The sequence below is a fragment of the Pseudoalteromonas agarivorans genome (assembly GCF_024518735.1).
Lineage (GTDB): Bacteria > Pseudomonadota > Gammaproteobacteria > Enterobacterales > Alteromonadaceae > Pseudoalteromonas > Pseudoalteromonas atlantica.
In genome coordinates this window covers 22,980-46,600 of record NZ_JANIGJ010000014.1, presented here as the reverse complement: position 1 = coordinate 46,600, position 23,621 = coordinate 22,980, and the positions used below count along the sequence as shown (strand labels likewise).

The following is a 23,621-nucleotide window of genomic DNA, read 5'->3' as shown; positions in this document are numbered from 1 at the left end:
TAATATGAAAGTAGCAATTACAGGCGCAACTGGCTTTATTGGTAAAGAACTGCTTACAGGATGCCCAAGTGACATTGAACTGTTGGCATTAACCAGAAAAAGCATAAAATTAAGTAATTACATTAAATATGATGACTTATTTAACGTTAAAGCTGAGGACTTAGTTGGGTGTGAGTCGTTTGTTCATTTAGCTGGTGTAGCTCATTCAAGCGATACAACTCCAGAATCATATACTTTATACAATACTAAACTTGTGTCTTATCTAGCCAATGAAGCTGTTAAAGCAAATATAAAACGTTTTATTTTTGTTAGCACTATAGGTGTTAATGGTGTTACCTCTAGTGAGGCGGCTTTCAAGCCTTATGATCAAGTAAACCCGCATAATGATTATGCTATATCGAAGTATAACGCTGAAATAGAATTGCAAAAAATAGCGTCTAATACAGGCTTGGAAGTCGTGATTATTAGACCTGTAATGGTGTATGGCAAAGAGGCCCCTGGTAGCTTTAAGTTACTGTTAAAAACAATCATGAAATTTGCTATATTACCTTTTGGATTAGTAAAAAATAAACGCAGTTTTATAGCTGTACATAACTTGGTCGACTTTATATTTTTATGTTTAAAACATGAAAATGCGCCAGGGCAAATATTTTTAGCTTCCGATAATCAGCAGGTCTCAACGAAAGAGTTTACAAACTCTATTGCTGCTGGATTAAATAAAACTATATTTCAGTTACCTATCCCTATTTTCTTAATGAAATTTGCATTTAAGCTATTAGGAAAACAATCTTTAAATAAGCAGTTGTTTGAGAATCTAGAAGTCGATTCGAGTAATATGCATGAATTACTAGGTTGGGAGCCCGTATTTACAATGGATGCAGCAATGCGCCAATTAACTAGAGAAAAACATGATTAGGATACTTGACTTATTCTTAGCGCTTTTTGGCTTAATTATTACAATGCCTTTTTTAATTATATTGTATTTAATAGGGCTCTTTGATACCGGCTCACCTTTGTTTATGCAAGAGCGTGTGGGTCGAAATAAAAAACCGTTTACCTTAGTAAAGTTCAGAACAATGAGCGTAGATACAGCCTCGGTAGCAAGCCATTTAGCAAGTACAGCATCTATCACACCATTTGGTGGCTTTTTACGTAAAACAAAATTAGATGAGCTACCACAGCTTTGGAACGTACTCAAAGGTGAAATGAGCTTAGTTGGTCCACGCCCAGGGTTATTTAACCAAGAAGAGCTGACTCAAGCTCGCGATGCTAAAGGTATCTACGATGTTCGCCCTGGTATCACAGGGTTGGCACAAGTCAATGAAATAGACATGTCTACTCCACAGCTGCTAGCTGAAACCGATGCTAGAATGATCGCCACACTTAACCTAAAAGGTTACTTTACTTATATACTACAAACCGTCGCAGGTAGCGGCAGTGGCGATAGAGTAAAATAGCTAAACTCTCATACACAAATTTACAAAAAGTAACCAAATACATAAAGACTATATAATATTTTACTTATAGTCTTTAACTATTAAGTGCAATAGCTGTTCATCTTGTAGTAAAATTGTAACCAATAGAATAGCAGTACCGCTGCTAGCTTCAGGGAAATGTATTGTGTTTTTAAAATTTTTAGTTAACTTGCCTCGCCCCCAGAAAAGAGTTGTATCACTTGTTGTAGATAGCATTTTTATTATTGTTGCTTTTTGGCTTGCCTTTTTACTTAGGCTTGATAGCACCGCTGTTTTGAAAAATACACACACATGGATACTGCTGGCAACAGTACTACCGCTAAGCTTACTTAGCTTTGTAAAACTTGGACTGTATAGGGCTGTGCTTCGTTACATGAACACTCAAGCTATGTGGGCCATTATTGCTGGTGTTGTACTTTCTACCGTTTACTTGACCATTTTGTCTTTCTTTTTGAGTGCACCTGTTCCTCGTACAGTTCCCTTTATATACGCTAGCTTTTGTATTTTATTTGTAGGCGGAGCAAGACTTACTGTTCGTGCAGTTGTTGGGCAAATAACAATGCGTCGTAAAGAAGGGGTGATAATATATGGAGCGGGTTCAGCTGGCCGCCAACTTGCGACTGCCTTAGCTAATGGTCCTGAGTACTCACCTGTTGCGTTTATTGATGACGATCCTAAAAAGCATTTAGCATTAATTCAGGGTGTGTGTGTGCATGCCCCTTCACAAATTGCCGATATCGCAGAGCAAAAGTCAGCTAATAAAATTCTACTTGCTTTGCCCAGCGTTTCTCGTAGCCGTCGAAAAGAAATATTAAATGCAATTGAAAAGTTTAAACTACAAGTTATGACAATCCCGGGTATGGCAGACATTGTATCGGGTACAAATAACCTTGACGAAGTAAAAGACGTAGAAATTGATGACTTGCTAGGACGTGATTCCGTGATGCCTAGAGGTGATCTGATGTCAGCAAATATTACTAATAAAGCTGTTATGGTTACAGGGGCAGGGGGATCTATAGGATCGGAGCTATGTAGGCAAATAATTAAAAACAATCCTACAAAAATAGTGCTCTTTGAACTATCCGAATTTGCTTTATATGCAATAGAAAAAGAGCTATCTGAGTACTGTAATTCTAATAACTTAAGTATAGAAGTACTGCCTATTCTAGGCTCGATACAAAATAAAAAGTTGGTTCAATCAACATTCTCAACCTTTAACGTTCAAACCGTTTATCATGCAGCAGCATATAAACATGTGCCGTTAGTAGAACATAATGTGGTTGAAGGTGTTCGCAATAATATTTACGGTACTTACAACGTTGCTACTGCAGCAATAAATGCAAAGGTAGACACGTTTGTTCTTATCTCAACCGATAAAGCAGTGCGCCCAACCAATATTATGGGCACTACAAAACGAATGGCCGAATTAGTACTGCAAGCACTTTCCGATGAGCAAAGCAGTACGCGTTTTACAATGGTTCGTTTTGGTAATGTTTTAGGTTCTTCAGGCTCCGTAGTACCACTTTTTAGAAAGCAAATTAAAGCAGGTGGACCAATCACGTTAACCCACCAAGATATCACGCGTTATTTTATGACTATTCCTGAAGCTGCACAGCTAGTAATACAAGCAGGAGCTATGGGAGTGGGAGGCGACGTATTTGTACTAGACATGGGCGAACCAGTTAAAATAAAGGATTTAGCAATAAAAATGGTTCATCTTTCAGGCCTAGAAGTTAAACACAAGAAACGTCCTAACGGGGATATTGAGATTAAGTGTACAGGGCTTCGCCCAGGAGAAAAACTGTTTGAAGAGTTACTCATTGGGGATAATGTAACTGGTACAGAACATCCAAGAATATTGAGTGCTCATGAGATTAAAATGCCATGGCAAGAGCTTGAGCCGTTTTTAGGAAAGCTTAAAATAGCTTGTGACGACTCTGACCACCCATTAATTCGTAAGTTGCTCTTACAAGCTCCTACAGCGTTTAGTCCAACAGATGGCATATGTGATCTAAATTGGAGAGCTATAAGCGGCAGTAGTAATAATGTGAGCGTGTTACCAAGTGTAAATGGTAACTAGTAATAGTGTTATTATTTAAAACTGTTTTTAGGGTGGAACAAAAATTTTTAATTTTATTATTTTTTCGATAGCAAGTGATTTTGAATCTTTTCATAGAAGAAGAGAGATTGAATCAGTAGTAAATACTGGAAAGGGAAGTGTTATATATTATAGGCCACCAGAATCTTTTTTGAATGGGTTTCGCAGGCTATTTTCTCGAAAAAGGAGCAGCACAGCAGTAAATAGCAAACTTCACATACTTAATTTATACATATTTATACCAATGAAATGGGCTTTAAAGTCTAAATTGCTCATGTACTTATTTGTAACTTTGCCTATAAGTTTACAGGTGAGTATTTCGCAGCGTCGTTATTTTGGTAGTTCAAAAGTATTAAGCTGGTTTTATAAGCCAAACCAATACCTCTATTTGAAAAATTTAGCCCCCTATATTTATTTACATTATGATAATTACAAAGACGATAAAAGTTACACATACAGTGCGAACAAACACTTTGATGAGGTATTAAATAACTGCATTAAAAACAGTTTCTTAACTTTGGTGTCCAGCTCCAGGCTTTTTGAAGTTTACAAATGCGTTAAGCCAAATAGTGTTCATTACTATCCCAATGCAATTTCAAGACAATTAATTCCTAGTGATGTTGATAAACTAAAGAAACCAAATGTCAGTAAGGTCATTGGGTTTATTGGGCAATTAGATAACAGTTTTGATGTTGAGTTAGTCAAAAAAATATCTAAAGCTTTTGAAGACTATTCTATTAGACTCATCGGTGGTTATTCCAAAGATGCTTTTGAAGCATTAAATGAGTGTGCGAATATTGAGCTTTTAGGTTACATGAAATATGAGCTTTTGGGTGGAGAGATAAAAAAATTTTCTATAGGCATATGCCCATATAAGAATAATTCCTTTAATAAGTTTAGAAATCCATTAAAAATTACTGAATATTACTCTTACGGCTTACCTGTTGTTTCTGTTGATTGTGATATTGATGAGAAGGCAAAAGAATTTATGGGTATTGCAAAGACTCATGATGAGTTTATTGAGTCAATAAAAAGTCAGCTAGCTGAAAATACCTCATCTAAAAATATTCAAAGAATACAATATGCAGAGAACAATTGCTGGGACAATAGAATTAGCTTCTTAATAAATAAAATTCTAGATAAAAAAGTTCAATAGTAACTCCTTCCTAAGCTTATAGCTGCAGACTACTTCAATATTAAATTAAGAGAATAAGCTTAAATGCAAAATAGTGAAAAAAATAAAAGAGTAATAAAAAATACATTATTTTTGTATATTAGAATGATATTGGTTTTAGGTATAAGTCTTTATACATCACGCTTGGTCCTTGATGCATTGGGTATAGAAGATTACGGTATTTATAATGTTGTTGCAGGTATAGTGACGATGATGTCATTTATGACGGGCGCAATGTCTGCATCTACACAGCGATTCCTGTCATACGAGCATGGGAGTGTAACAAATAGAGTCAAAGATATATTCAAGATGAGTGTAAATATACATGCAATCATTTTTATATTGGTTGTCGTCTTGATGGAAACTATCGGACTTTGGTTTTTAAATAATAAACTAAACATTCCTGCTGAGCGACTTCATGCTGCTAATTGGGCCTACCAGTGTGCGCTTATTTCTTTTGGCTTCTCGGTTATGGGCATACCGTACATTGCATCAATTGTATCTAATGAAAAAATGGGGGCTTTCGCTTATATAGGTGTTTTAGAGGTTTCTTTAAAGCTAATTGTAGCTTTTATGCTTTATCTAAGCTTAGGCGACGACCTGATTTTATATTCAGTATTATTAGTGTTCTCATCTGTCTTTATTTGGTCTTTATATTTCTTATTTTGTAAATATAAAATAAAAGATACAAAATATGCGTTATTTTGGGACACTGAATTATTTAAAAAATTACTAGGTTTTACAGGTTGGAATCTAATAGGCAATATAGCTGTTGTGACTATGAATCAAGGCTTAAATGTACTACTAAATATATTTTTTGGTCCCACTATTAATGCATCTAGAGCCATTTCTAATCAAGTCAATATGGCTATTCGGGGTTTTTCATCAAATTTACAAATGTCCATGAATCCCCTGATCACCAAGTCATATGCTTCTGGTGAGCATGAATATATGCAGTCTTTAATTTTAAAGGGGTCGAAGTACTCTTTCTTCCTTCTATTGTTGCTTACCTTACCAGTCTTACTACAGACAGAACAAATTTTAAGCCTGTGGCTTGGTCAGTTACCTGACAAAATTATTATTTTTTGTCAATTGGCTTTAGTTGACTCTCTAGTAATTAGTTTGTCAGGAACATTGATTGCTGGTGCACAGGCAAATGGCAATATTAAAGTTTATCAAATTGTTACAGGAGGTGTATTGCTTCTCAATCTTCCCCTGTCTTATTTATTGTTTTTATATGGAGCAAAGCCAGAAGCAGCAATGGCATTAATGGTATTAATTTCTACAATAGCACTTTCAATTCGTTTGTTATTTGTTCGTAGAATGATTGGTTTATCTATCAGAGTATATGGCAAAGTAGTTTTAAGTAGAGTTTTCTTAGTGACCCTGCTCAGTTGTTCGATTATGTGGTATTTGGACAGCTTAATGGGAAGTACATTTTTATATCTAATTGTGGAGAGTTTTACGTCTGCTTTTGTAGTAATATGTACTATTTGGCTTTTAGGTTTAGAGCACGCGGAGCGCAAATTTATTTTAAATAAATTAAGCGCTTTTCATAGTAAGTTGAAGGGTAAATCTAGCTCTTAATTTATTTGTTCTATAGTGTTTTGTTCGAAAGTTATTGTGTATGTTTTAAATAAATTGGTGATGAATGAGTTCGTGTAAAGTAATAGAGCAAGTAGTTGATAAGGGTCTTTGTATTGGCTGTGGTCTATGTGTATCTGCATGTGGTAATGATACTTTAAAAATGGAGTTGAGCGATCACGGCTTTTTGGAGCCCAGGCATGTTAATTCATGCGGTTCTAGCTGTAAAGGGAATTGCCTATCTGTTTGCCCATTTAACCCCGAACCGGATGATGATGTTAGAACTGAGACAGAACTCGCTAACACATTTTTAAACGATTCCAAAAAGCAGAGTGACTCTATAGGTAAATATATTAATACTTATGCAGGTTTTTCAAACGAGCACAGAGCTAATTCCTCCTCAGGTGGTATTGCAACATTTACATTAATCGAGTTACTTAAACGTAAAGAAATAGATTACGTTATCTCAGTTAAAGAGGGGGCTTCGCAAAATGCTCATTATGAATATGCTATTAGCAGCACTGAGCAGGAGCTTTTACAAGGAGCAAAAACTCGATATTACCCAGTAACACTCGCAGGCGTGTTTGATAAAGTTAAAGAGCTTGAGGGGAATTTCGCAATTGTAGGCGTACCATGCTTCATAAAGAGTATTCGTTTAGCGCAAAAGGTAGAGCCTATTTTAAAAAGCAAAATCAAATTTTTAGTAGGTATTATATGTGGTGGTGTTAAAAGCACTTTTTTTACAGAATACTTAGCTAGCAAAACTGGTGTATCAGTATCTGAATATAGTAAGCCAGAATTTCGAATAAAGGATGAAAACAGCAGCGCAAGTGATTATTCATTTGGTTGTTTGGATAAAAATAGCCAACAAAATACAATAAAAATGAAGATGGTTGGCGATATGTGGGGCACGGGACTATTTAAATCAAATGCCTGTGATTTTTGTGATGATGTGTCTGTCGAACTAGCAGATATATCATTAGGTGATGCATGGATTGAACCTTATAGATCCGAAGGCCTGGGAACTAACGTGATTGTAACTCGTTCTCAGTTGGCTGAAGATATTATATGTAAAGGGATTGAGACTAATAAGCTAACTATCGAAGAGCTACCTGTCGATAGGTTTATTGAATCTCAAAGAGGGGGGTTTAACCACAGGCATAATGGCCTCGGTTTTCGAATTAATAAAAGACGTTCGAAAGGTTTAAGCGTTCCTCCAAAGCGTTTTGAAGACGATAATCTAACTTTTTTGTTAAAGCTAATTCATCTAATGAGAATGAAAGTTAGAAAAAAAAGTCTAGTAGTTTGGAAAAGAACCAAAAATGCAGAACAGTTTGATAAAGAAATGAAATTTAGTTTAAATGTATTAAAAAAACTGACGAAGTTAAATCAATATCAAAAAAGATATTCTGAATCAGGTGCTATAAAAGCTTTAGTAATGCGAAAAGTAAATAAGGTATTAAAATAATGAAGATAGGTATATTAACTCAGCACCTTCACAATAATTATGGCGGCCTGTTACAGGCGTTTGCTTTACAGTACTATTTAAAAAACCAAGGTCATGATGTACTTACTATAGATTTTACTACCGACAATATTGGTGCAACTGTAAATAAGAAATCGCGCACAAGCGAAGTGAAAAATATTATTTACTATTATATTCGCAAATATATTCTAAGACGAAATATAAAGTCTATATTTCCTGTATCTGACGAGGTCAAAGCAAATATTGGTAAAGAAACAAGTCGTTTTGTTGCGGAAAATATTCGAACAACACAAAAGTTAACATCAATAGAGCAATTAAAATATTTAGACTCATATAAATTCGATGCTTATGTTGTTGGTAGTGATCAGGTTTGGAGGCCAAGGTACTCACCTGGTTTACCAGCTTTTTTCCTAGATTTTTTAAAAGATGATAAAAAAACCAAACGACTTTCTTATGCCGCATCTTTTGGTACTGATAACTGTGATGAATATTCGCCAACTGAGCTAATAGAATTTAGTAGTTTACTTAAGAAATTTAACGGTATAAGTGTTAGAGAAGACTCGGCAGTGGAGCTTTGTAACAAACATTTTGATGTATCAGTGGAACAAGTATTAGATCCTACAATGCTACTAGCAAAAGAGGACTATATTGAATTGGTGAAAAAAGATAAAATAGCTAAAAGTGACGGTAATATGATGGTCTATGTTTTAGACCAGTCACCAGAAAAAGTGGAGATGATAGATAAGGTTGCTAAAACTAAAAATCTAACTCCTTTTACAGTAATGCCTTCAGATGAAACCGGTATATATCCACCTGTAACAAAATGGTTACGCGGCTTTATGGACGCAGAATACATTGTTACTGACTCTTTCCACGGTGTTGCTTTTTCAATTCTATTTAATAAGCAATTCATTGCAATCGGTAACAAAAGTCGTGGAATAGCGCGTTTTACTTCTATATTGAAAAAGTTTGATCTTGAAAGTCGTTTATTAATAAATGCTAGTGATTTAAATGATTCAATTTTAGATGAAGTAATTAACTATAGCTTAGTAAATGATTTATTGTCTAAAGAGCAAACCTATGCATCTAACTTTTTAAAAAAGAATTTAAGTAATTAAAACCAAACCTTATCTATACTATTAAAAAATAATTTAGGAAAAATAGTGCTGAAGAAAACTATAAACTTTTTAAAAAATATTAAAAAAGTTACAGAAACGTTTGAGAGCAAACTAGAGGTCTCTAATAGAACAAATTATCTTTTAAATTCAGCACTTACCTCAAATGAATCAATTATTTCGAGTGAAGTCAATAATAAGGAATTAATTGTAAGCTTAACAACTTACAGCAAAAGAATTCATGATGTTCATCTAATCATAGAGTCTATTGCACACCAAACTTTAAAGCCTAATAGAATCATTCTTTGGCTAGATGAAGAGGAGTTTACCTTAAATACAATTCCTCTAATTTTAAAGAAGCAGATAGCACGAGGCTTAGAAGTTAGATTTTGCCCTAACTATAAATCATACAAAAAACTAATACCTACATTAAAAATTAGCCCAAAGGCAAATATTGTTACGATAGATGACGACATTTTATACCCATACGATATGCTTGAGCTTCTCTATAATGAACATCTTCTAAACCCAGACTGTGTAGTGGGTCATAGGGTACATAAAATAACACTTGATGCGCAAAAAAATATACTGCCATATAGCGAGTGGGAGCAAGAGGCAACGGATAAATCAAAGAGCAATTTGATTATGGCTATAGGTATTGGTGGTATTTTTTATCCTTCAGGTATATTAAGTGAAGAGTGTTTAAATATAAAGAACTTCACACTTTTAGCACCTAATGCTGATGATATTTGGTTTAAAGCTATGTCTTTATTAACTAATGCTCCACATAAGAAGGTTTCAGATGAAAGAAACTTTTGGGAGCGCTTTTTAGTGGTTGAGTCTTCACAGGATATTGCCTTATTTCATAATAATCAGATTGAGCATGGTAATGACTCTCAGTTCAAAGCCGTGTTCGAAAAATACAACCTATATAAAAAATTAAAGTGATAACTTTACATCCTAAACAACAAATTCTTTCTCTAAACCGAGTATAACAATTATGAAAAATATAGAGCTAATATTGTTTGACGTTGATGGTGTTATGACTGATGGCAGTATTTATATTGATAAAAATGGCGAATCATTTAAAAAGTTTAATGTAAAAGATGGCTTAGCAATAGAGCTTTTACGTAGCCATAATATAAAAACGGGTGTGGTATCAGGTAAAGCAAGTAAAGCCTTAACGCTTAGAAGCGAAAAGCTTGGCTTTGATTTTATCGTCACAGGTTGCAAAAACAAGCTCCCTCGCGTTCATGACATTTGTACAGAGCTAAATATAGGTTTAGATAAAGTTGCATTTGTAGGTGATGACGTACTCGACCTGCCTGTTATGCAGAAGTGTGGTGCTAGCTTTGCACCAAGTGACGCGCACGAATTAGTGCTAAATTATGCGCAATATATAACGAATGCCCCAGGTGGTGGCGGTGTAGTTAGGGAAGTCGCCGATAAAGTTTTATTAGCACGGTTTGAAACTTTAGATGTTATATATGACGTATTATTAGATAAAATAATATCGGATGACGTAAAAAATATGGAACAGTAAAATGAGTACCCCCAATAGCTTTAAGGTTGTTATACCCGCTAGATATGGTTCAACTAGGTTACCGGCAAAGCCTTTACTTGAAATTAATAACAAGCCTATATTTTGGCATGTTGCTCAACGGGTATTAGAAGCGGGTGTAAATATAAGTGATATCGTCATAGCCACAGATGATCAACGCATAGAAGCAAAAGCCATTGAGTTAAAACTGCCTGTGGCAATGACTAAAAGCACTCACGTAAGTGGCACTGATCGAGTGAATGAAGTTGCAAACCAGTTAAATTGGCATGAGAATACTTTGGTATTAAATGTTCAAGGAGACGAGCCTTTAATCCCCCCCGCACTAATTAAAAAGTTAATGAGTTTTAGCCAGCATAACGCTCACTTTGATATGTTTACTGCTTCTGTGAACATATCAAAATATGAAGATTTCATTAACCCTAACGTTGTTAAAGCAATAGTTACAGAAAACAATCAAGCCCTTTACTTTAGCCGAAGTGCAGCACCCGTAAATAGAGATAATCCAGATGATTTAACGAATGCTAACCGTCATATTGGTATTTACTTATACAGTGTCAAAATATTACAACAGCTATGTGGATTAAGTGAATCAGCACTTGAAAGCGCTGAAAAGCTTGAGCAATTAAGAGCTTTGAGCAACGGTGTAACTATTGGTGTTATGAGTTATGGTGGCGATATTCCACATGGTATTGATACTGAAAAAGATTATTTAAACGTAAAAGCTATAATGGAATGAATATGAGCAGTTATGATGTAGCTAAACGCGTAATTAATATTGAAATTGAAGCGTTAAAAGCATTGGAGAAGCAATTAGACGAACAGTTTAATAGTGCGATACAACTTATATTAAATACCAGTGGCAGAACAATTATTTGTGGCATGGGTAAATCGGGGATTATAGGAAAAAAAATAGCGGCTTCTTTTGCGAGTACAGGTACACCTAGCTTTTTTATGCATCCTGGTGAAGCGTTTCATGGTGATTTAGGTATGGTCACACCTGAAGATGTTTTTATTGCAATATCCAACTCTGGTGAAACACTAGAAGTTTTAAAACTACTACCATTTCTAAAAGATAATAATAATAAAATTATAGCTATAACCGGCAACCCTAACTCAACTCTTGCAAGTCATGCGCACTATCATTTAAATATAGCTGTGCCTGAGGAAGCATGTCCATTACAGTTAGCACCAACATCTTCCACAACAGCTACGTTAGTAATGGGCGATGCATTGACTGTCGCACTAATGGAGTCACGCTCATTTCAGCCTGAAAACTTTGCTCGTTTTCACCCCGGAGGCAGCTTGGGGCGTAAGCTACTTAGTAAAGTTAGTGATGAAATGGTGACGCAAAACCTACCTTTAGTAAATGAAAATACTCCATTAACCGATGTTATAAATGTGATGTCAAAAGGTTCTTTAGGCCTTACCTTAGTTGTTAAAAATGATGAAGCCAAAGCATTAATAACAGATGGTGATCTACGTAGAGCTATTGAAAGGTACGGTAAAGATTTGTTTGATTTAAATGCTAAGCATATCGCTAATAGTAATCCGGTTGCAGTCGCTCCTGATACTTCAATAGCGATGGCTTACGAGAAAATGCAAAACAACAAAATAAATAGTCTAATAGTTTGCGATAACAAAAAGGTTATAGGTATTTTAAAAAAATAATGTATGTATAGGTAAGATTCATCACGCCTACGTGGACTTTATACTCGGAGTATATTGGGTTGCAGGCGCCTTACTTGCTGGCGCACTAAAAGCAACGCTTTAACATATTTACCAAAATTACGAGAGCAAGCTTCACGCCTACGTGGGTTCTTATACTCGGTGTATATTGTATTGTAGGCGTCTTGCTTGCTGGCGCATTAAAAGCAACGCTTTTACAAATAAATACAATCCCAATACGGATATTTGCTTATGTTGTTTACTAATCCCGCACGTAAAGGGTTTGCTACTATATACCTAGCTTGAGCTATTAAATCTTCATCATCTCTTATTTTGTGGTCATAATAATTTGATTGCCATATCTTTCCGTCTGAACCGTTATATTTATTAAATCTATAAGTTGTAATGTTCTTAAACTTTCTAACTAGGTTTGATAGTTCTGGGCTACGATTTAGTTGTAAAAGCCAATGTATATGATCAGGCATAATTACAAAGCAAATAGTGTTAAGAGAATTACTTTTGGAAAACACTGTAAGCTCTCTAGCTATCAACCGTGCATTTAAATAATTAGCAAATAATGGCTTACGGAAGTCGCAACATAAAGTTATGGAGTAAAAGGCATTAATTGTAGGGCGTCTACCTTTTAATCGTTTATGTGTGTTAGCCATAGCTTTATTCCTTTTAAAGTGCTTTTCGCGTGAGCAAGCTTCACGCCTACAACAAAATCCTAAACCCACCACTAATATAAAGGTTTAACTCCACGTAGGCGTCTTGCTTGCTGGCGCATTAAAAGCAACGCTTTTACATATTTACCAAAATTGCGTGAGCAAGCTTCACGACTACATGGATTCTTAAGTTCGTTGCATATTTTATTGTAGGCGTCTTGCTTGCTGGCGCATTAAAAGCAACGCTTTTACGTATTTACCAAATTGCGTGAGCAAGCTTCACGCCTACGTGGGTTCTTATACTCGGTGTATATTGTATTGTAGGCGTCTTGCTTGCTGGCGCATTAAAAGCAACGCTTTAACATATTTACCAAAATTGCGTGAGCAAGCTTCACGCCCACGTGGACTTTATACTCGGTGTATATTGGGTTATATGCGTCTTGCTTGCTGGCGCATTAAAAGCAACGCTTTAACATATTTACCAAAATTGCGTGAGCAAGCTTCACGGCTACTAAGTTCCTATCTCAATTTTAACACCTTCCTCCAACACCTCTTTATATTTTCTTGCTAATGCGCGCTTTGCGTCTTCATCGCCGTGTACAATTTTTATATGGCTTGGCTTTTTACGCATGCCGGTTACAAATTTAACTAATCCGTTTTGATCGGCATGTGCGCTGTAACCGCTAATGGTATGCACCTGTGCGTTAATTGTAATGCGTGTATCGTTTATAAAAACATACCCATTGCGGGGGCCATATTTTTGTATATCGCGCCCCAACGTGCCGCGGCCTTGGTAGCCAACAAACAATACATCGGTTGTTTTGTCAGGTAAAAAGCGCTCAAGGTAATTAACTATTCGCCCGCCACTGCACATTCCGCTGGCAGCTAAAATAATGGCGGGAGTTTGGCGCGAGGCTAAATAATTAATAATAGCGATATGCTCGCTATGGGTATCAACGGTGGTTAGGTTTTCAAAGTCTAGCGGGTGGCGGCCTTTGGCTACTTTGCGCTTAGCCTCTGCATCCCATAAGTGTTTAAACTTAATATATTGCTCGGTAAAATTGGCAGCCATGGGGGAGTCTAAAATTACATGAATACTTCGCCAAGGCGAACCTTTAGCTGATTGATGTATTAGCTGCTCTAGCTCGTAAAGTAGCTCTTGTGTGCGGCCAATACTAAATGCCGGCACTAACACTACGCCGTTATCTGCTACTGCGCGTTCAATTACATTTTTTAGTGTTTGGGTGCGCTCTTTTCGCCCTTGATGATTTTTATTACCGTAGGTTGACTCTATAACTAATGTGTCGGCCTTATAAGGAGGTTTTGGAGCCGGTAATAGCGGCGTGTAGGGCGCCCCTAAATCGCCCGAAAACACTACTCTATGGCTTTTATTATTCTTTGTATTAATGCCAACATCTATTTCTACATAGGCTGAACCTAATATATGCCCAGCACGCTGAAACCGCGCTTTAGCTATTTGCTGGTTGGTGCAAGGCAGCTCAAACCAAGTATTAAAATTGACCGCTACTATCTGCTTATTTAGCAAGCTTAGGCAGGCATTTATAATTTTTATATCGCGAGTAACACCTACCTTTAACGCATCTTCAATCACTAGAGGCAGCAAGCTAGCCGAGGCAGGCGTAGTATAAATGGGCTCCTTAAAACCGGCTGCTAATAAATAAGGAATGCGCCCCACGTGGTCAATGTGGCAATGGGTAACAATAAGCGCGCTAATGTGCGCAATATCAAACTCTATTGATAAATCATCTTTTGCGTCTTCTCCCTGAAAAAGCCCGCAATCTATTAGCACGCTGTTTATACTATTAATAACTAATTCGTGGCACGAGCCAGTCACGCCATTTACCGCTCCGTGGTGAAGTATTTTCATAGTGGTTCATTATTTTGTTAATCTCATATTAATAATGTAGAACTAAAATGGCTGGCTATAAAGTACTTAGCGGTTTGTTGTTGCTAAAGTCATAAAATGGTAACTTAACTCATGTAAACATTATTGTATGGGCTAATTAGCTCTTAAACTACCAGTGGTTTAAGCAGTAAAAACAAATTAAATTATAAATAAATCTGCCTAAACGCATGCTTAAAATGACTTTACATAGTTTATGGTCTATAAATTGTTTAGCCTTTTTATGTAGTTAATAAGTGAAGTAGTATCTATGAGTGCAAACCATAACCTTTATTCAAGAGGTAATTAATGGACTTTTGGTTCCCGTTGGTTATTACATTTATTGTTTCGCTTGTAGCAATAAAAGTAATAAATCCAATAGCAATAAAAACAGGATTAGTCGACTTTCCGTGCGATCGCAAAGTACACGACGGAAATATCCCCCTTGTAGGCGGCATAGCCATTTACCTATCAGTTTTAATCGCCTCTGTTTTATTTATCGACCACAGTAGAAACCTTAATTTATACCTAGTTGCCTCAGCATTAGTGCTATTTTTGGGGGCGCTTGATGACCGTTATAGGTTATCTGTTAGAGTCCGCTTAGTTGCGCAAGTGCTGGTTGCATCACTAATTATATTTGGCACCGAAATATACCTAACAAGCCTAGGTTTTTTATTAGGTAATATAGAGCTTAAGTTAGGTGTGCTGGGCATAGTTGTAACCGTTATAGCCATAATTGCAGGGATCAACGCAATAAATATGATTGACGGGATGGACGGACTAGCCGGTTTGCTTAGTTTAATTGCTTTTACAGCGTTGGGTTTTTTATTAAGTAGAGTAACTAATGCATGGTACTTGTTGCCCGTACTGTTTATTGCCTCATTATTAGGCTACTTAATCTTTAATTTAAAACTACACAGCTCAGTGTCAAAAATATTTATGGGCGACTCAGGTAACATGCTTATCGGTTTAACGCTTATTTGGCTTATGGTTATTGGCACGCAATTAAGTACACCCGCATTAAAGCCAGTTACGGCCCTTTACATAATAGCAGTACCATTAATTGATATGGCAGCCGTTATAATTAGAAGGGTTAAAGCAAAAAAATCCCCGTTTTTAGCCGATAGGCAACACCTACATCACCTTTTAGAAGTAAAGGGGTATAGTACCAAGCAAGCACTTATTGTTATTTCAATTGCTGCAAGTATACTAGCAATGGTAGGCTGCATAGCCGAGGTTTACTCAATAGCAGAATGGCTTATGTTATTGGTCTTTCTAGTTTTATTTTTTAGTTATGCTGCATTTACAGAGCATGAATGGAAAAAAATTAGCGCTAAAAGCCAGTAATATTAAAGGAATATTTACGTGTTATATAAAAGCAGACTAAAAAAATTATGAAAATAAACTTAGCTCTTACGTCACTAATGCCAATTTTATTTTTACTTGGTTGTACATCATCTCCCCCGGTTCTTCATGCTACCCGCGCACTTATAAACGAGCCTGTAGTGCACACTAATCAAAATGTAGTTCCATTAGCATTTACACAACTAATTCAAAGTAAACCTGTTGGTTACCAAGGTAGCTATAAAAATATTGAGTTTACCCTAGGAAAAAAATACACCTCTGCACTGGGCGAACAATGCCGCGAGTTATTTTTAAATCAGCAAGGGCAAAGCTCTGCTCAAACTCGCCAAGCCATGTGTAAAAACAGCCAAACTGATCAGTGGGTAATGGCACCACAAGTCATTAAAAACAAAAATAACACTATAAGTTTTGGAGCCTGAGCCAATTTATGAATACCTTTAACCAAAGCTTTAAGCTAATTTTTAATGTAATTATTGGCGCCAGCATTATTGTATCGCTAAATCTAAGCGCTGCTGAGCAAATGTCGCTAACACAGCTCGAAAACGCAGGCACAACGCAAACGCAATTACCTAATGCAGAGCTACAAAATGGCACATTTAGCAAGCAAGGGCGTTCGGGCACATTGTTACCAGGCGAAATGTCAGCAGCAGAGCTTTTACCTAGCTCAGAGCAAGGCTTACCCCCTCCGTATGGTGCTAATTTATTTGCCGGCGGATACGAAAGCGAGCGCCTAGATGGTTTAAACGACGACTACACAGTAGCCCCAGGCGACAAAGTATCAATATGGTTATGGGGCGCAATTAACCAATCTGAAGTGGTAACCGTAGATAACCAAGGTAACCTGTTTATAACCAATGTTGGCCCTGTTTATGTAGCCGATGTAAAAGCAAGTCAGTTAAATACCTACGTAAGCAATAAAATAAAAGAGGTATACAAAAAAAGCGTACAAATTTATGTAAACCTGCTTACAGCAACACCAGTGAGCGTTTACATTAGTGGTAGCGTAATTCGTCCCGGGCAATACGCTGGTATCGCATCCGACAGCATTTTATATTACTTAAAACGCGCGGGCGGAATAGACTCAGAGCGAGGCAGCTATCGTTCAATAAAAGTGTTGCGTAATAACAAAGTAATTCAAAATATAGACCTTTACGACTTTATACTAACGGGTTACCTACCTAAGTTTAACTTTAAAGATAACGACGTAATATTAGTAGAGCGCCAAAAAGCCACTGTGGTTGTGTCGGGGAGTGTACGCGCGCCATTTAGGTTCGAATTTTTACAAAGCCACGCAACAGGCGAACAGCTTGCCAAGTTTGCATTACCACTGGCTAAAGTAAGCCATGTAGGCGTAGTTGGTGACAGAGCCGACGGCCCATTTTCGGTTTACTTACCCTATAACGAATTTAAAAACTTTGAGCTTAAAGATGGCGACCGCCTAATTTTTAACGACGACATGCGAGCCCAAGTTATCGATATACAAGTAGATGGCAGCTACTTAGGGCCTTCGTACTTTGCTGTTAATAAAAACACGCGTTTGCACGACCTACTTGCGCATATTCAAATAGATAAATCGTTAGCCGACTACCAATCTATTTACATACAACGTAAAAGCGTAGCTAAAAAACAAAAAGAAATGATAGACCAATCGCTAGAGCGCTTAGAGCGAAGCGTATTTACTGCGCCAGCCTCATCAGACGGCGAAGCAAAAATTCGCGCAGAAGAAGGTAAAATGATTTTAGAATTTACCGAGCGCGCACGTAAAATAATACCGTTAGGTAAAGTGGTAATTGCCGACCAAGGGCAAGTTGCCAATATTAGGTTAGAGCAAGGCGACATAATACACATACCCGCTAAAACAGACCTAATACACATTGGGGGCGAAGTACTCATGCCGCAGGCATTAGTTTACAACCCCAATGCCACAATAGACGACTACATAGCATGGGCGGGTGGCTATAGCGAGCGCGCCAATTACGACCAAATAATGGTTATACACCCTAACGGCATGATAGATCTTGACGCTTACGGCACCTTAAAGCCAGGCGATCAAATTTTGGTACTCCCAAAAGTAGACACCAAATTTTTGCAATCGGTTAAAGACATAACGCAAATAATTTATCAAATTGCTATTGCGGCAAATGTGGCCACCTAAATGACCACCGTACTAAAACGAAATAACTGGGCAATATGGCGCGACGTTATATTTGCCCTATTTGTACGCGAAATCCGCACAGGCTTTAACGATAAATTAGGGCTTGCTTGGGCGGTTGTACAGCCGTTAAGTTTTATTATTATGCTTTCTTATATACGTGGGCGGATGGATGGTGGCGAAACGCACACTGTCCCGACATTTGATTTTATGATGTATGGTTTACTACTAATTCAGTTGTTTTTAGGAACGCTCTCTAGTTGCTCCTCTTCCATCAAAAAGAATAAATCACTGTTTGCCTTTAGACAGGTGCAGCCTATTAGTAGTGTTTTAGCTACAGGCTTTTTTAATTTTTTAGTAAAAATTGCCGTGTTTATATTTATATTTATATTTATGTATTTTATTGGAATGGAGGTAAAGCTAAACGATCCTCTTTTTATGATATTAAATATTTTTGCGCTATGGGTGTTTTCAATGTCGTTTGGCTTACTTTTTGCGCTCATACAATGCTATATACCTGAGTTTTCGAAGGTTCAAGGCATATTGACCCGACCTTTATTTTTTATATCAGGCGTATTCTTTTCGTTGCAAGACGTGCCAAAAGAATATTGGCCATACCTCGATTGGAACCCTATTTTGCATGCTATAGAGTTAACACGATACGCGGCTTATCCTACTTATGGGGCCGAAGGAGTAAGTGAGTTTTACTTATTTTCAGCTGCTTTTGTGAGTTTGTTTTTTGCTTTGTGTGTTTACCACATATCGTGGAAACAAGCTGTGAGTAGGTGATTTATGGTGCAGGAAGTAATTACGTGATTAAGCTGCAAAATATAACTAAATATTATCCATCAGCAATAGGTAAGCAGTACGTTTTTAAAAATGTAAGCTTTGAAATACCCAGTGGCCACAATATTGCTATTTTAGGCTCAAACGGGGCTGGTAAATCTACTTTATTTAAAATGCTGGCCGGCAGCGAGTACCCCAACAAAGGGGAAATAATTACCGACCTGCATTTATCGTGGCCTGTAGCACTGGCTACGGGGATTCACCCACAAATGAGTGGCGCCGAAAACGCCCGCTTTATAGGCATGATAAACGGCGTAGCCGACCTAGATTTATATGTGCGCCGTGTTCGCCAATTTGCAGAGCTAGGTCCAAAGTTTGATTTGCCAGTAAAAACCTACTCAAGCGGTATGAAACCCCGCCTAGCGTTTGCGTGCTCAATAGGTATAGACTTTGACGTATACCTAATTGATGAGGTTACCTCGGTGGGCGATGCAAACTTTAGAAAAAAAACCCGCCAAGCACTTACACAAAAAAGTAAAAATGCCAATGTTATTATGGTTAGCCACGAAATGGACGAACTGCGCCATTTTTGCGATAGTGCTATTGTATTGCATAAAGGCGAACTCACTTTTTACAACGATTTAGAGCAAGGAATTGCTCATTACCAGGCATTATAACTATGAGTCAACAAGCGGTAGAAAAAATAGAACAACGCTTTACAGAGCTAGGGCTAAAAACCGATAAAGCTATTTGGGATAATGGCGAAAAGCTTATTGGGCTTGCGCAACAAGTTGAGCAAAACGATGTATACCTAGCAAGGCGTGTTATGCAACGTGCACGTAATTTAAACCCTAAAAATGAGCAAATAAATAAAGAGCTAGCTAGGCTTACTAATAAAGTAAATAGTAAAGCAAAGCAAACTCAAACAAGTACATCTACCGAGCAACATGTAAAACCAAATATAAAGCAATCTGCTATTGCTAAATTAAACAACAAACGTGGGCTTCACTTATTAACCAAGCCGTGGTTTGTGCTGTTGGTTGTGCCTTTTGTATTATTTGCTTTTTACCAACTTGTTTTAGCGGCCCCAAGGTATGAAAGTCGAGCACAGTTAATAATTCAGCAACCCGATGGCATGAGCACAATGGACCCATCTATGGCGCTTTTAAGCGGTTTAGGAGTGGGCGGTAGCTCAACAGCCGATAGCGAAATAGCAAAAGCTTATATTCATTCGCAAGACATGCTTAACTACCTGCAACAGCACAGTAATTTAAAAGCACATTACCAAGAGCATGGTGATATTTTTACAGGGCTAAGTAGCGATGCCAGCAGCGAAGACCTGCTAAATTACTACATTGACCATACCACTATTGAAATTGACGAAGACTCAGGTGTATTAAAAATATTAGCCCAAGGTTTTACCCCAGAGTTTGCTAATAACTTAACCAAAATAATAGTGGGCAGAGCAGAGTGGTATATAAATTCTATTGGCCATCAGTTAGCTGAGGCGCAATTACAATTTATACGCTTAGAGCACGCAAAGGTGGAGCAGCGCCTGCGCGATGCGCAAAAAAACATACTTGCTTTTCAGCAAAAAAATAACTTACTAGACCCAGAGGCCGAAGGCCTAGCGCTACAGCAAATAACTTACGGGTTAGAGGGGCAAATAGCCACTAAAAGTGCGCAGCTAAAAGGTCTACGCTCAACCATGACCGACAGAGCACCGCAAGTAGTAATGCTTGAGGCCGAGCTAAATGCATTAAAAACTCAGCTAGAGCTTGAGCGCGAAAGGCTTTCGCAGCAAGGTACTGAGCCCACCAATACAACAGCTAATAACAGAGCGGTAAGCCAAGTGTTAGCGCAGTTTTCTGATTTAAAAATAGAGCTTGAGCTTGCCTTAAAAGGGTACACCGCATCGGAGGTATCGCTAGATAAAGCCAGAATAGAAGCCTATAGGCAGCTTAAATATTTAGTAGTGGTGGAGACGGCAACGCTACCGCAAGACCACCAATACCCAAACACGCTTTACAATATTTTGCTATTTGCAGTGCTGCAGCTAATGCTATTTGGCATAGGTAAAATAATTTTAGCAACAGTAAAAGAGCTAAGGTAGCACAGTGCTTAGCGCGCAAATAATAATTAAATAATTAGATAGACAGGAATCTATATGCATTCATTAACAAAGCCACAGCACAAGTCGGCCCGTAAGGGCATTATATTAGCGGGCGGCTCGGGTACACGTTTATACCCGCTTACAAAAGTGGTAAGTAAGCAATTAATGCCTGTGTACGACAAACCCATGATTTTTTACCCCGTGTCGACGTTAATGATGGCGGGTATAACCGAAATTTTAATTATATCTACCCCAACAGAGCTACCGCGCTTTAAAGAGTTACTAGGCGATGGCAGCGCATGGGGCATTAGCTTTGAATACAAAGAGCAACCCAGCCCAGACGGCCTGGCACAAGCTTTTTTATTAGCAGAAGACTTTTTACAAGGGCAGTGTGCAGCCTTGGTATTGGGCGATAACCTTTTTTATGGCCACGACTTATCAATATCGCTACAAAATGCAACTACATGCGAGCAAGGGGCAACGGTATTTGGCTACCACGTTGCTAATCCTAAATCTTACGGAGTGGTAGAGTTTGACCAAAACGGCAAAGCCATATCAATAGAAGAAAAGCCCGACAAACCTAAATCTAACTACGCCGTACCAGGTTTATACTTTTTTGATAGCCGAGTGGTTGAATTTGCAAAAAATGTTAAGCCATCAGCGCGTGGCGAGCTAGAAATAACCGACGTGATAGACCAATATCTCGCTAATAAAGAGCTCAATGTAGAAATAATGGGCCGCGGTACCGCATGGTTAGATACCGGCACATTAGATGACCTGCTTGATGCTGCTAATTTTATTCGTGCAATAGAAAAACGCCAAGGCTTAAAAATTAACTGCCCAGAAGAAATAGCCTACCGTATGGGTTACATAAACGCAGAGCAACTTAAACAATTAGCCAAACCGCTTAAAAAGTCAGGCTATGGTAAATACTTACTTGCGTTGTTAGATCAAACCGTATTTTAAAAGGCATTAATAATGAAGTTTACACAAACAAAAATACCTGATGTAAAAATAATAGAGCCACAAGTTTTTGGCGACGAGCGCGGTTTTTTTATGGAAACCTTTCGCACAGAGCTATTTAACAAGCACTGTGGCGAGCGCACCTTTGTACAAGAAAACCATAGTAAGTCGGCGCATGGCATACTACGAGGCTTACATTACCAAACACAAAATACGCAAGGTAAATTAGTACGGGTTACCCAAGGCGAAGTGTTTGACGTAGCCGTAGATATGCGTAAAAGCTCGCCTACTTACGGGCAATGGGTTGGGGTGTTATTGTCGGCCGAAAACAAACGCCAATTATGGGTACCAGAAGGGTTTGCCCATGGGTTTTATGTAACCACCGATAGCGCCGAGTTTGTTTATAAATGTACCGATATATATAACCCAAATGCTGAGGTATCAATTAAGTGGGACGACCCTACACTTAATATAGAGTGGCCGTTAGTTGAGGGCAAACTACCGCAGCTTTCGGCAAAAGACGAAGCTGGCCTTGCATTTACAAATGCACCAACGTTTTAAGTTAATCAGTTAAGTAGTAGTCATTATGAAAGTATTAATAACAGGTAAAAACGGCCAGTTAGGCTCTGAGCTACAAAAAAGCTGCCCAAGTAATATAGAGCTAATATGCTTTGGTAGCCAAGAACTTGATATAGCCAATGCAGAGCAAGTAAACGAGCTTTTAATTAGCCACTCCCCCGATATAGTTATTAACGCAGCAGCGTATACCGCAGTAGATAAAGCCGAAACTGATACTAAGCAAGCTTATGCTGTAAACGAGCAAGGCCCAGCTAATTTAGCTACTGTATGCAAGCACATAAACGCTAAATTAATACATGTATCGACCGACTTTGTGTTTGATGGCACAAGTACCATGCCCTATACCGCTACCGATGCTACTAACCCATTAGGGGTTTATGGTGCATCAAAACTTGCTGGCGAGCAGCAAATTAGCAATATATTAGGGGGGCATGCAACCATAGTACGAACCGCTTGGGTGTACTCGGTATTTGGTAATAATTTTGTAAAAACTATGTTGCGCCTAATGAACGATAAAGAACAATTAGGTATAGTAGGCGACCAAGTAGGCACGCCTACGTGGGCCGCAGGCCTTGCCAATATGCTATGGGCATTAGTACACAAAAATAATAATGAGCTACAGGTTACTAATGCAAATACAGCCACCATTTTAAATTGGACCGACGCAGGGGTGGCATCGTGGTACGACTTTGCAGTAGCAATACAAGAGCTAGCAATAGAACAAGGCCTATTAAGTAAAGCAATACCTATTAGTGCAATACCGGCAGCGAGTTACCCAACGCCAGCTAAACGCCCTGCGTTTAGTGTGTTAAATAAAGCACAGGCTGAAGAGCTAACTGGCGTTAAAACAATACATTGGCGCACACAATTAAAAACAATGCTAAAAGAGTTGCCTAATAACTAGCAGCTCGTAGCTCGCAGCTCGTAGCTTTAACAA

The 23,621-nt window shown here is 37.9% G+C and carries 22 protein-coding genes; 20 read left to right on the top strand and 2 right to left on the bottom strand.

Annotated elements, in window-relative coordinates; translation table 11 throughout:
* Positions 1-4 precede the first annotated feature (4 nt).
* The 11 genes from NQT65_RS18660 (at position 5) to NQT65_RS18610 (ending at position 12,161) form a co-directional block, all read left to right on the top strand.
* Positions 5-916: an NAD-dependent epimerase/dehydratase family protein gene (locus NQT65_RS18660; RefSeq protein WP_256851763.1), complete on the top strand. Its 912-nt coding sequence runs from the start codon at positions 5-7 to the stop codon at positions 914-916.
* Positions 909-1,457 (top strand): sugar transferase, encoded by a 549-nt coding sequence (locus NQT65_RS18655; RefSeq protein ID WP_126005755.1) that lies wholly within the window; start codon positions 909-911, stop codon positions 1,455-1,457. The genes NQT65_RS18660 and NQT65_RS18655 overlap by 8 nt, the downstream gene beginning before the upstream one ends.
* A 163-nt stretch (positions 1,458-1,620) precedes the next feature.
* Positions 1,621-3,555, top strand: a complete 1,935-nt coding sequence (locus tag NQT65_RS18650; RefSeq protein ID WP_126005757.1) for a polysaccharide biosynthesis protein — start codon at positions 1,621-1,623, stop codon at positions 3,553-3,555.
* A gap of 328 nt (positions 3,556-3,883) precedes the next feature.
* Positions 3,884-4,729: a glycosyltransferase gene (locus tag NQT65_RS18645; protein WP_164521606.1), complete on the top strand. Its 846-nt coding sequence runs from the start codon at positions 3,884-3,886 to the stop codon at positions 4,727-4,729.
* Between the two features lie 63 nt (positions 4,730-4,792).
* Positions 4,793-6,334, top strand: coding sequence for an MATE family efflux transporter (locus NQT65_RS18640; RefSeq protein WP_256851762.1), 1,542 nt, complete (start codon positions 4,793-4,795; stop codon positions 6,332-6,334).
* A 64-nt stretch (positions 6,335-6,398) separates the two neighbouring features.
* Positions 6,399-7,799, top strand: coding sequence for a Coenzyme F420 hydrogenase/dehydrogenase, beta subunit C-terminal domain (locus tag NQT65_RS18635; protein WP_256851761.1), 1,401 nt, complete (start codon positions 6,399-6,401; stop codon positions 7,797-7,799).
* A complete protein-coding gene (locus NQT65_RS18630; protein ID WP_126005765.1) occupies positions 7,799-8,935 on the top strand; it encodes a polysaccharide pyruvyl transferase family protein in 1,137 nt (378 codons plus the stop codon). Before NQT65_RS18635 ends, NQT65_RS18630 begins: the two co-directional genes overlap by 1 nt.
* A gap of 45 nt (positions 8,936-8,980) precedes the next feature.
* The gene (locus tag NQT65_RS18625; RefSeq protein ID WP_256851760.1) at positions 8,981-9,880 is read left to right on the top strand and encodes a glycosyl transferase; all 900 of its coding nucleotides are present in this window, start codon (positions 8,981-8,983) and stop codon (positions 9,878-9,880) included.
* Between the two features lie 52 nt (positions 9,881-9,932).
* Positions 9,933-10,475, top strand: a complete 543-nt coding sequence (locus NQT65_RS18620) for a KdsC family phosphatase (protein ID WP_126005769.1) — start codon at positions 9,933-9,935, stop codon at positions 10,473-10,475.
* Between the two features lies 1 nt (position 10,476).
* Positions 10,477-11,229, top strand: coding sequence for a 3-deoxy-manno-octulosonate cytidylyltransferase (gene kdsB, locus NQT65_RS18615; RefSeq protein WP_256851759.1), 753 nt, complete (start codon positions 10,477-10,479; stop codon positions 11,227-11,229).
* 2 nt (positions 11,230-11,231) lie between these two features.
* Complete coding sequence (locus NQT65_RS18610) at positions 11,232-12,161, top strand: KpsF/GutQ family sugar-phosphate isomerase (protein ID WP_256851758.1); 930 nt, start codon at positions 11,232-11,234, stop codon at positions 12,159-12,161.
* Between the two features lie 212 nt (positions 12,162-12,373).
* On the opposite strand, the gene NQT65_RS18605 is transcribed toward NQT65_RS18610, so the two are convergent.
* Together NQT65_RS18605 and NQT65_RS18600 are read right to left on the bottom strand one after the other, a co-directional pair.
* A complete protein-coding gene (locus tag NQT65_RS18605) occupies positions 12,374-12,826 on the bottom strand; it encodes an REP-associated tyrosine transposase (protein WP_256851757.1) in 453 nt (150 codons plus the stop codon).
* A gap of 508 nt (positions 12,827-13,334) precedes the next feature.
* Positions 13,335-14,711: an MBL fold metallo-hydrolase RNA specificity domain-containing protein gene (locus NQT65_RS18600; protein WP_256851756.1), complete on the bottom strand. Its 1,377-nt coding sequence runs from the start codon at positions 14,709-14,711 to the stop codon at positions 13,335-13,337.
* A gap of 324 nt (positions 14,712-15,035) precedes the next feature.
* Between NQT65_RS18600 and wecA the strand changes: the two genes are divergently transcribed.
* The 9 genes from wecA to rfbD are packed head-to-tail and all read left to right on the top strand — an operon-like array spanning position 15,036 to position 23,588.
* On the top strand, positions 15,036-16,073 hold the full coding sequence (gene wecA, locus NQT65_RS18595) for a UDP-N-acetylglucosamine--undecaprenyl-phosphate N-acetylglucosaminephosphotransferase (protein ID WP_126005779.1): 1,038 nt from the start codon (positions 15,036-15,038) through the stop codon (positions 16,071-16,073).
* A 47-nt stretch (positions 16,074-16,120) separates the two neighbouring features.
* A complete protein-coding gene (locus tag NQT65_RS18590; protein WP_256851755.1) occupies positions 16,121-16,510 on the top strand; it encodes a DVU3141 family protein in 390 nt (129 codons plus the stop codon).
* 8 nt (positions 16,511-16,518) lie between these two features.
* A complete protein-coding gene (locus tag NQT65_RS18585; protein ID WP_256851754.1) occupies positions 16,519-18,246 on the top strand; it encodes a polysaccharide biosynthesis/export family protein in 1,728 nt (575 codons plus the stop codon).
* Positions 18,247-19,032 carry an ABC transporter permease gene (locus NQT65_RS18580; RefSeq protein ID WP_256851753.1) on the top strand — a complete coding sequence of 262 codons (786 nt, stop codon included), beginning with the start codon at positions 18,247-18,249 and terminating at the stop codon, positions 19,030-19,032.
* 23 nt (positions 19,033-19,055) lie between these two features.
* On the top strand, positions 19,056-19,706 hold the full coding sequence (locus NQT65_RS18575) for an ABC transporter ATP-binding protein (RefSeq protein ID WP_256851752.1): 651 nt from the start codon (positions 19,056-19,058) through the stop codon (positions 19,704-19,706).
* A 2-nt stretch (positions 19,707-19,708) separates the two neighbouring features.
* The gene (locus tag NQT65_RS18570) at positions 19,709-21,142 is read left to right on the top strand and encodes a KpsE/RkpR family capsule polysaccharide export protein (RefSeq protein ID WP_256851751.1); all 1,434 of its coding nucleotides are present in this window, start codon (positions 19,709-19,711) and stop codon (positions 21,140-21,142) included.
* Positions 21,143-21,196: 54 nt separating this feature from the next.
* Positions 21,197-22,108, top strand: a complete 912-nt coding sequence (gene rfbA, locus NQT65_RS18565) for a glucose-1-phosphate thymidylyltransferase RfbA (protein WP_126005791.1) — start codon at positions 21,197-21,199, stop codon at positions 22,106-22,108.
* A gap of 12 nt (positions 22,109-22,120) precedes the next feature.
* Complete coding sequence (rfbC, locus tag NQT65_RS18560; protein ID WP_256851750.1) at positions 22,121-22,666, top strand: dTDP-4-dehydrorhamnose 3,5-epimerase; 546 nt, start codon at positions 22,121-22,123, stop codon at positions 22,664-22,666.
* Between the two features lie 25 nt (positions 22,667-22,691).
* Complete coding sequence (gene rfbD / locus NQT65_RS18555; protein WP_256851749.1) at positions 22,692-23,588, top strand: dTDP-4-dehydrorhamnose reductase; 897 nt, start codon at positions 22,692-22,694, stop codon at positions 23,586-23,588.
* Positions 23,589-23,621 lie beyond the last annotated feature (33 nt).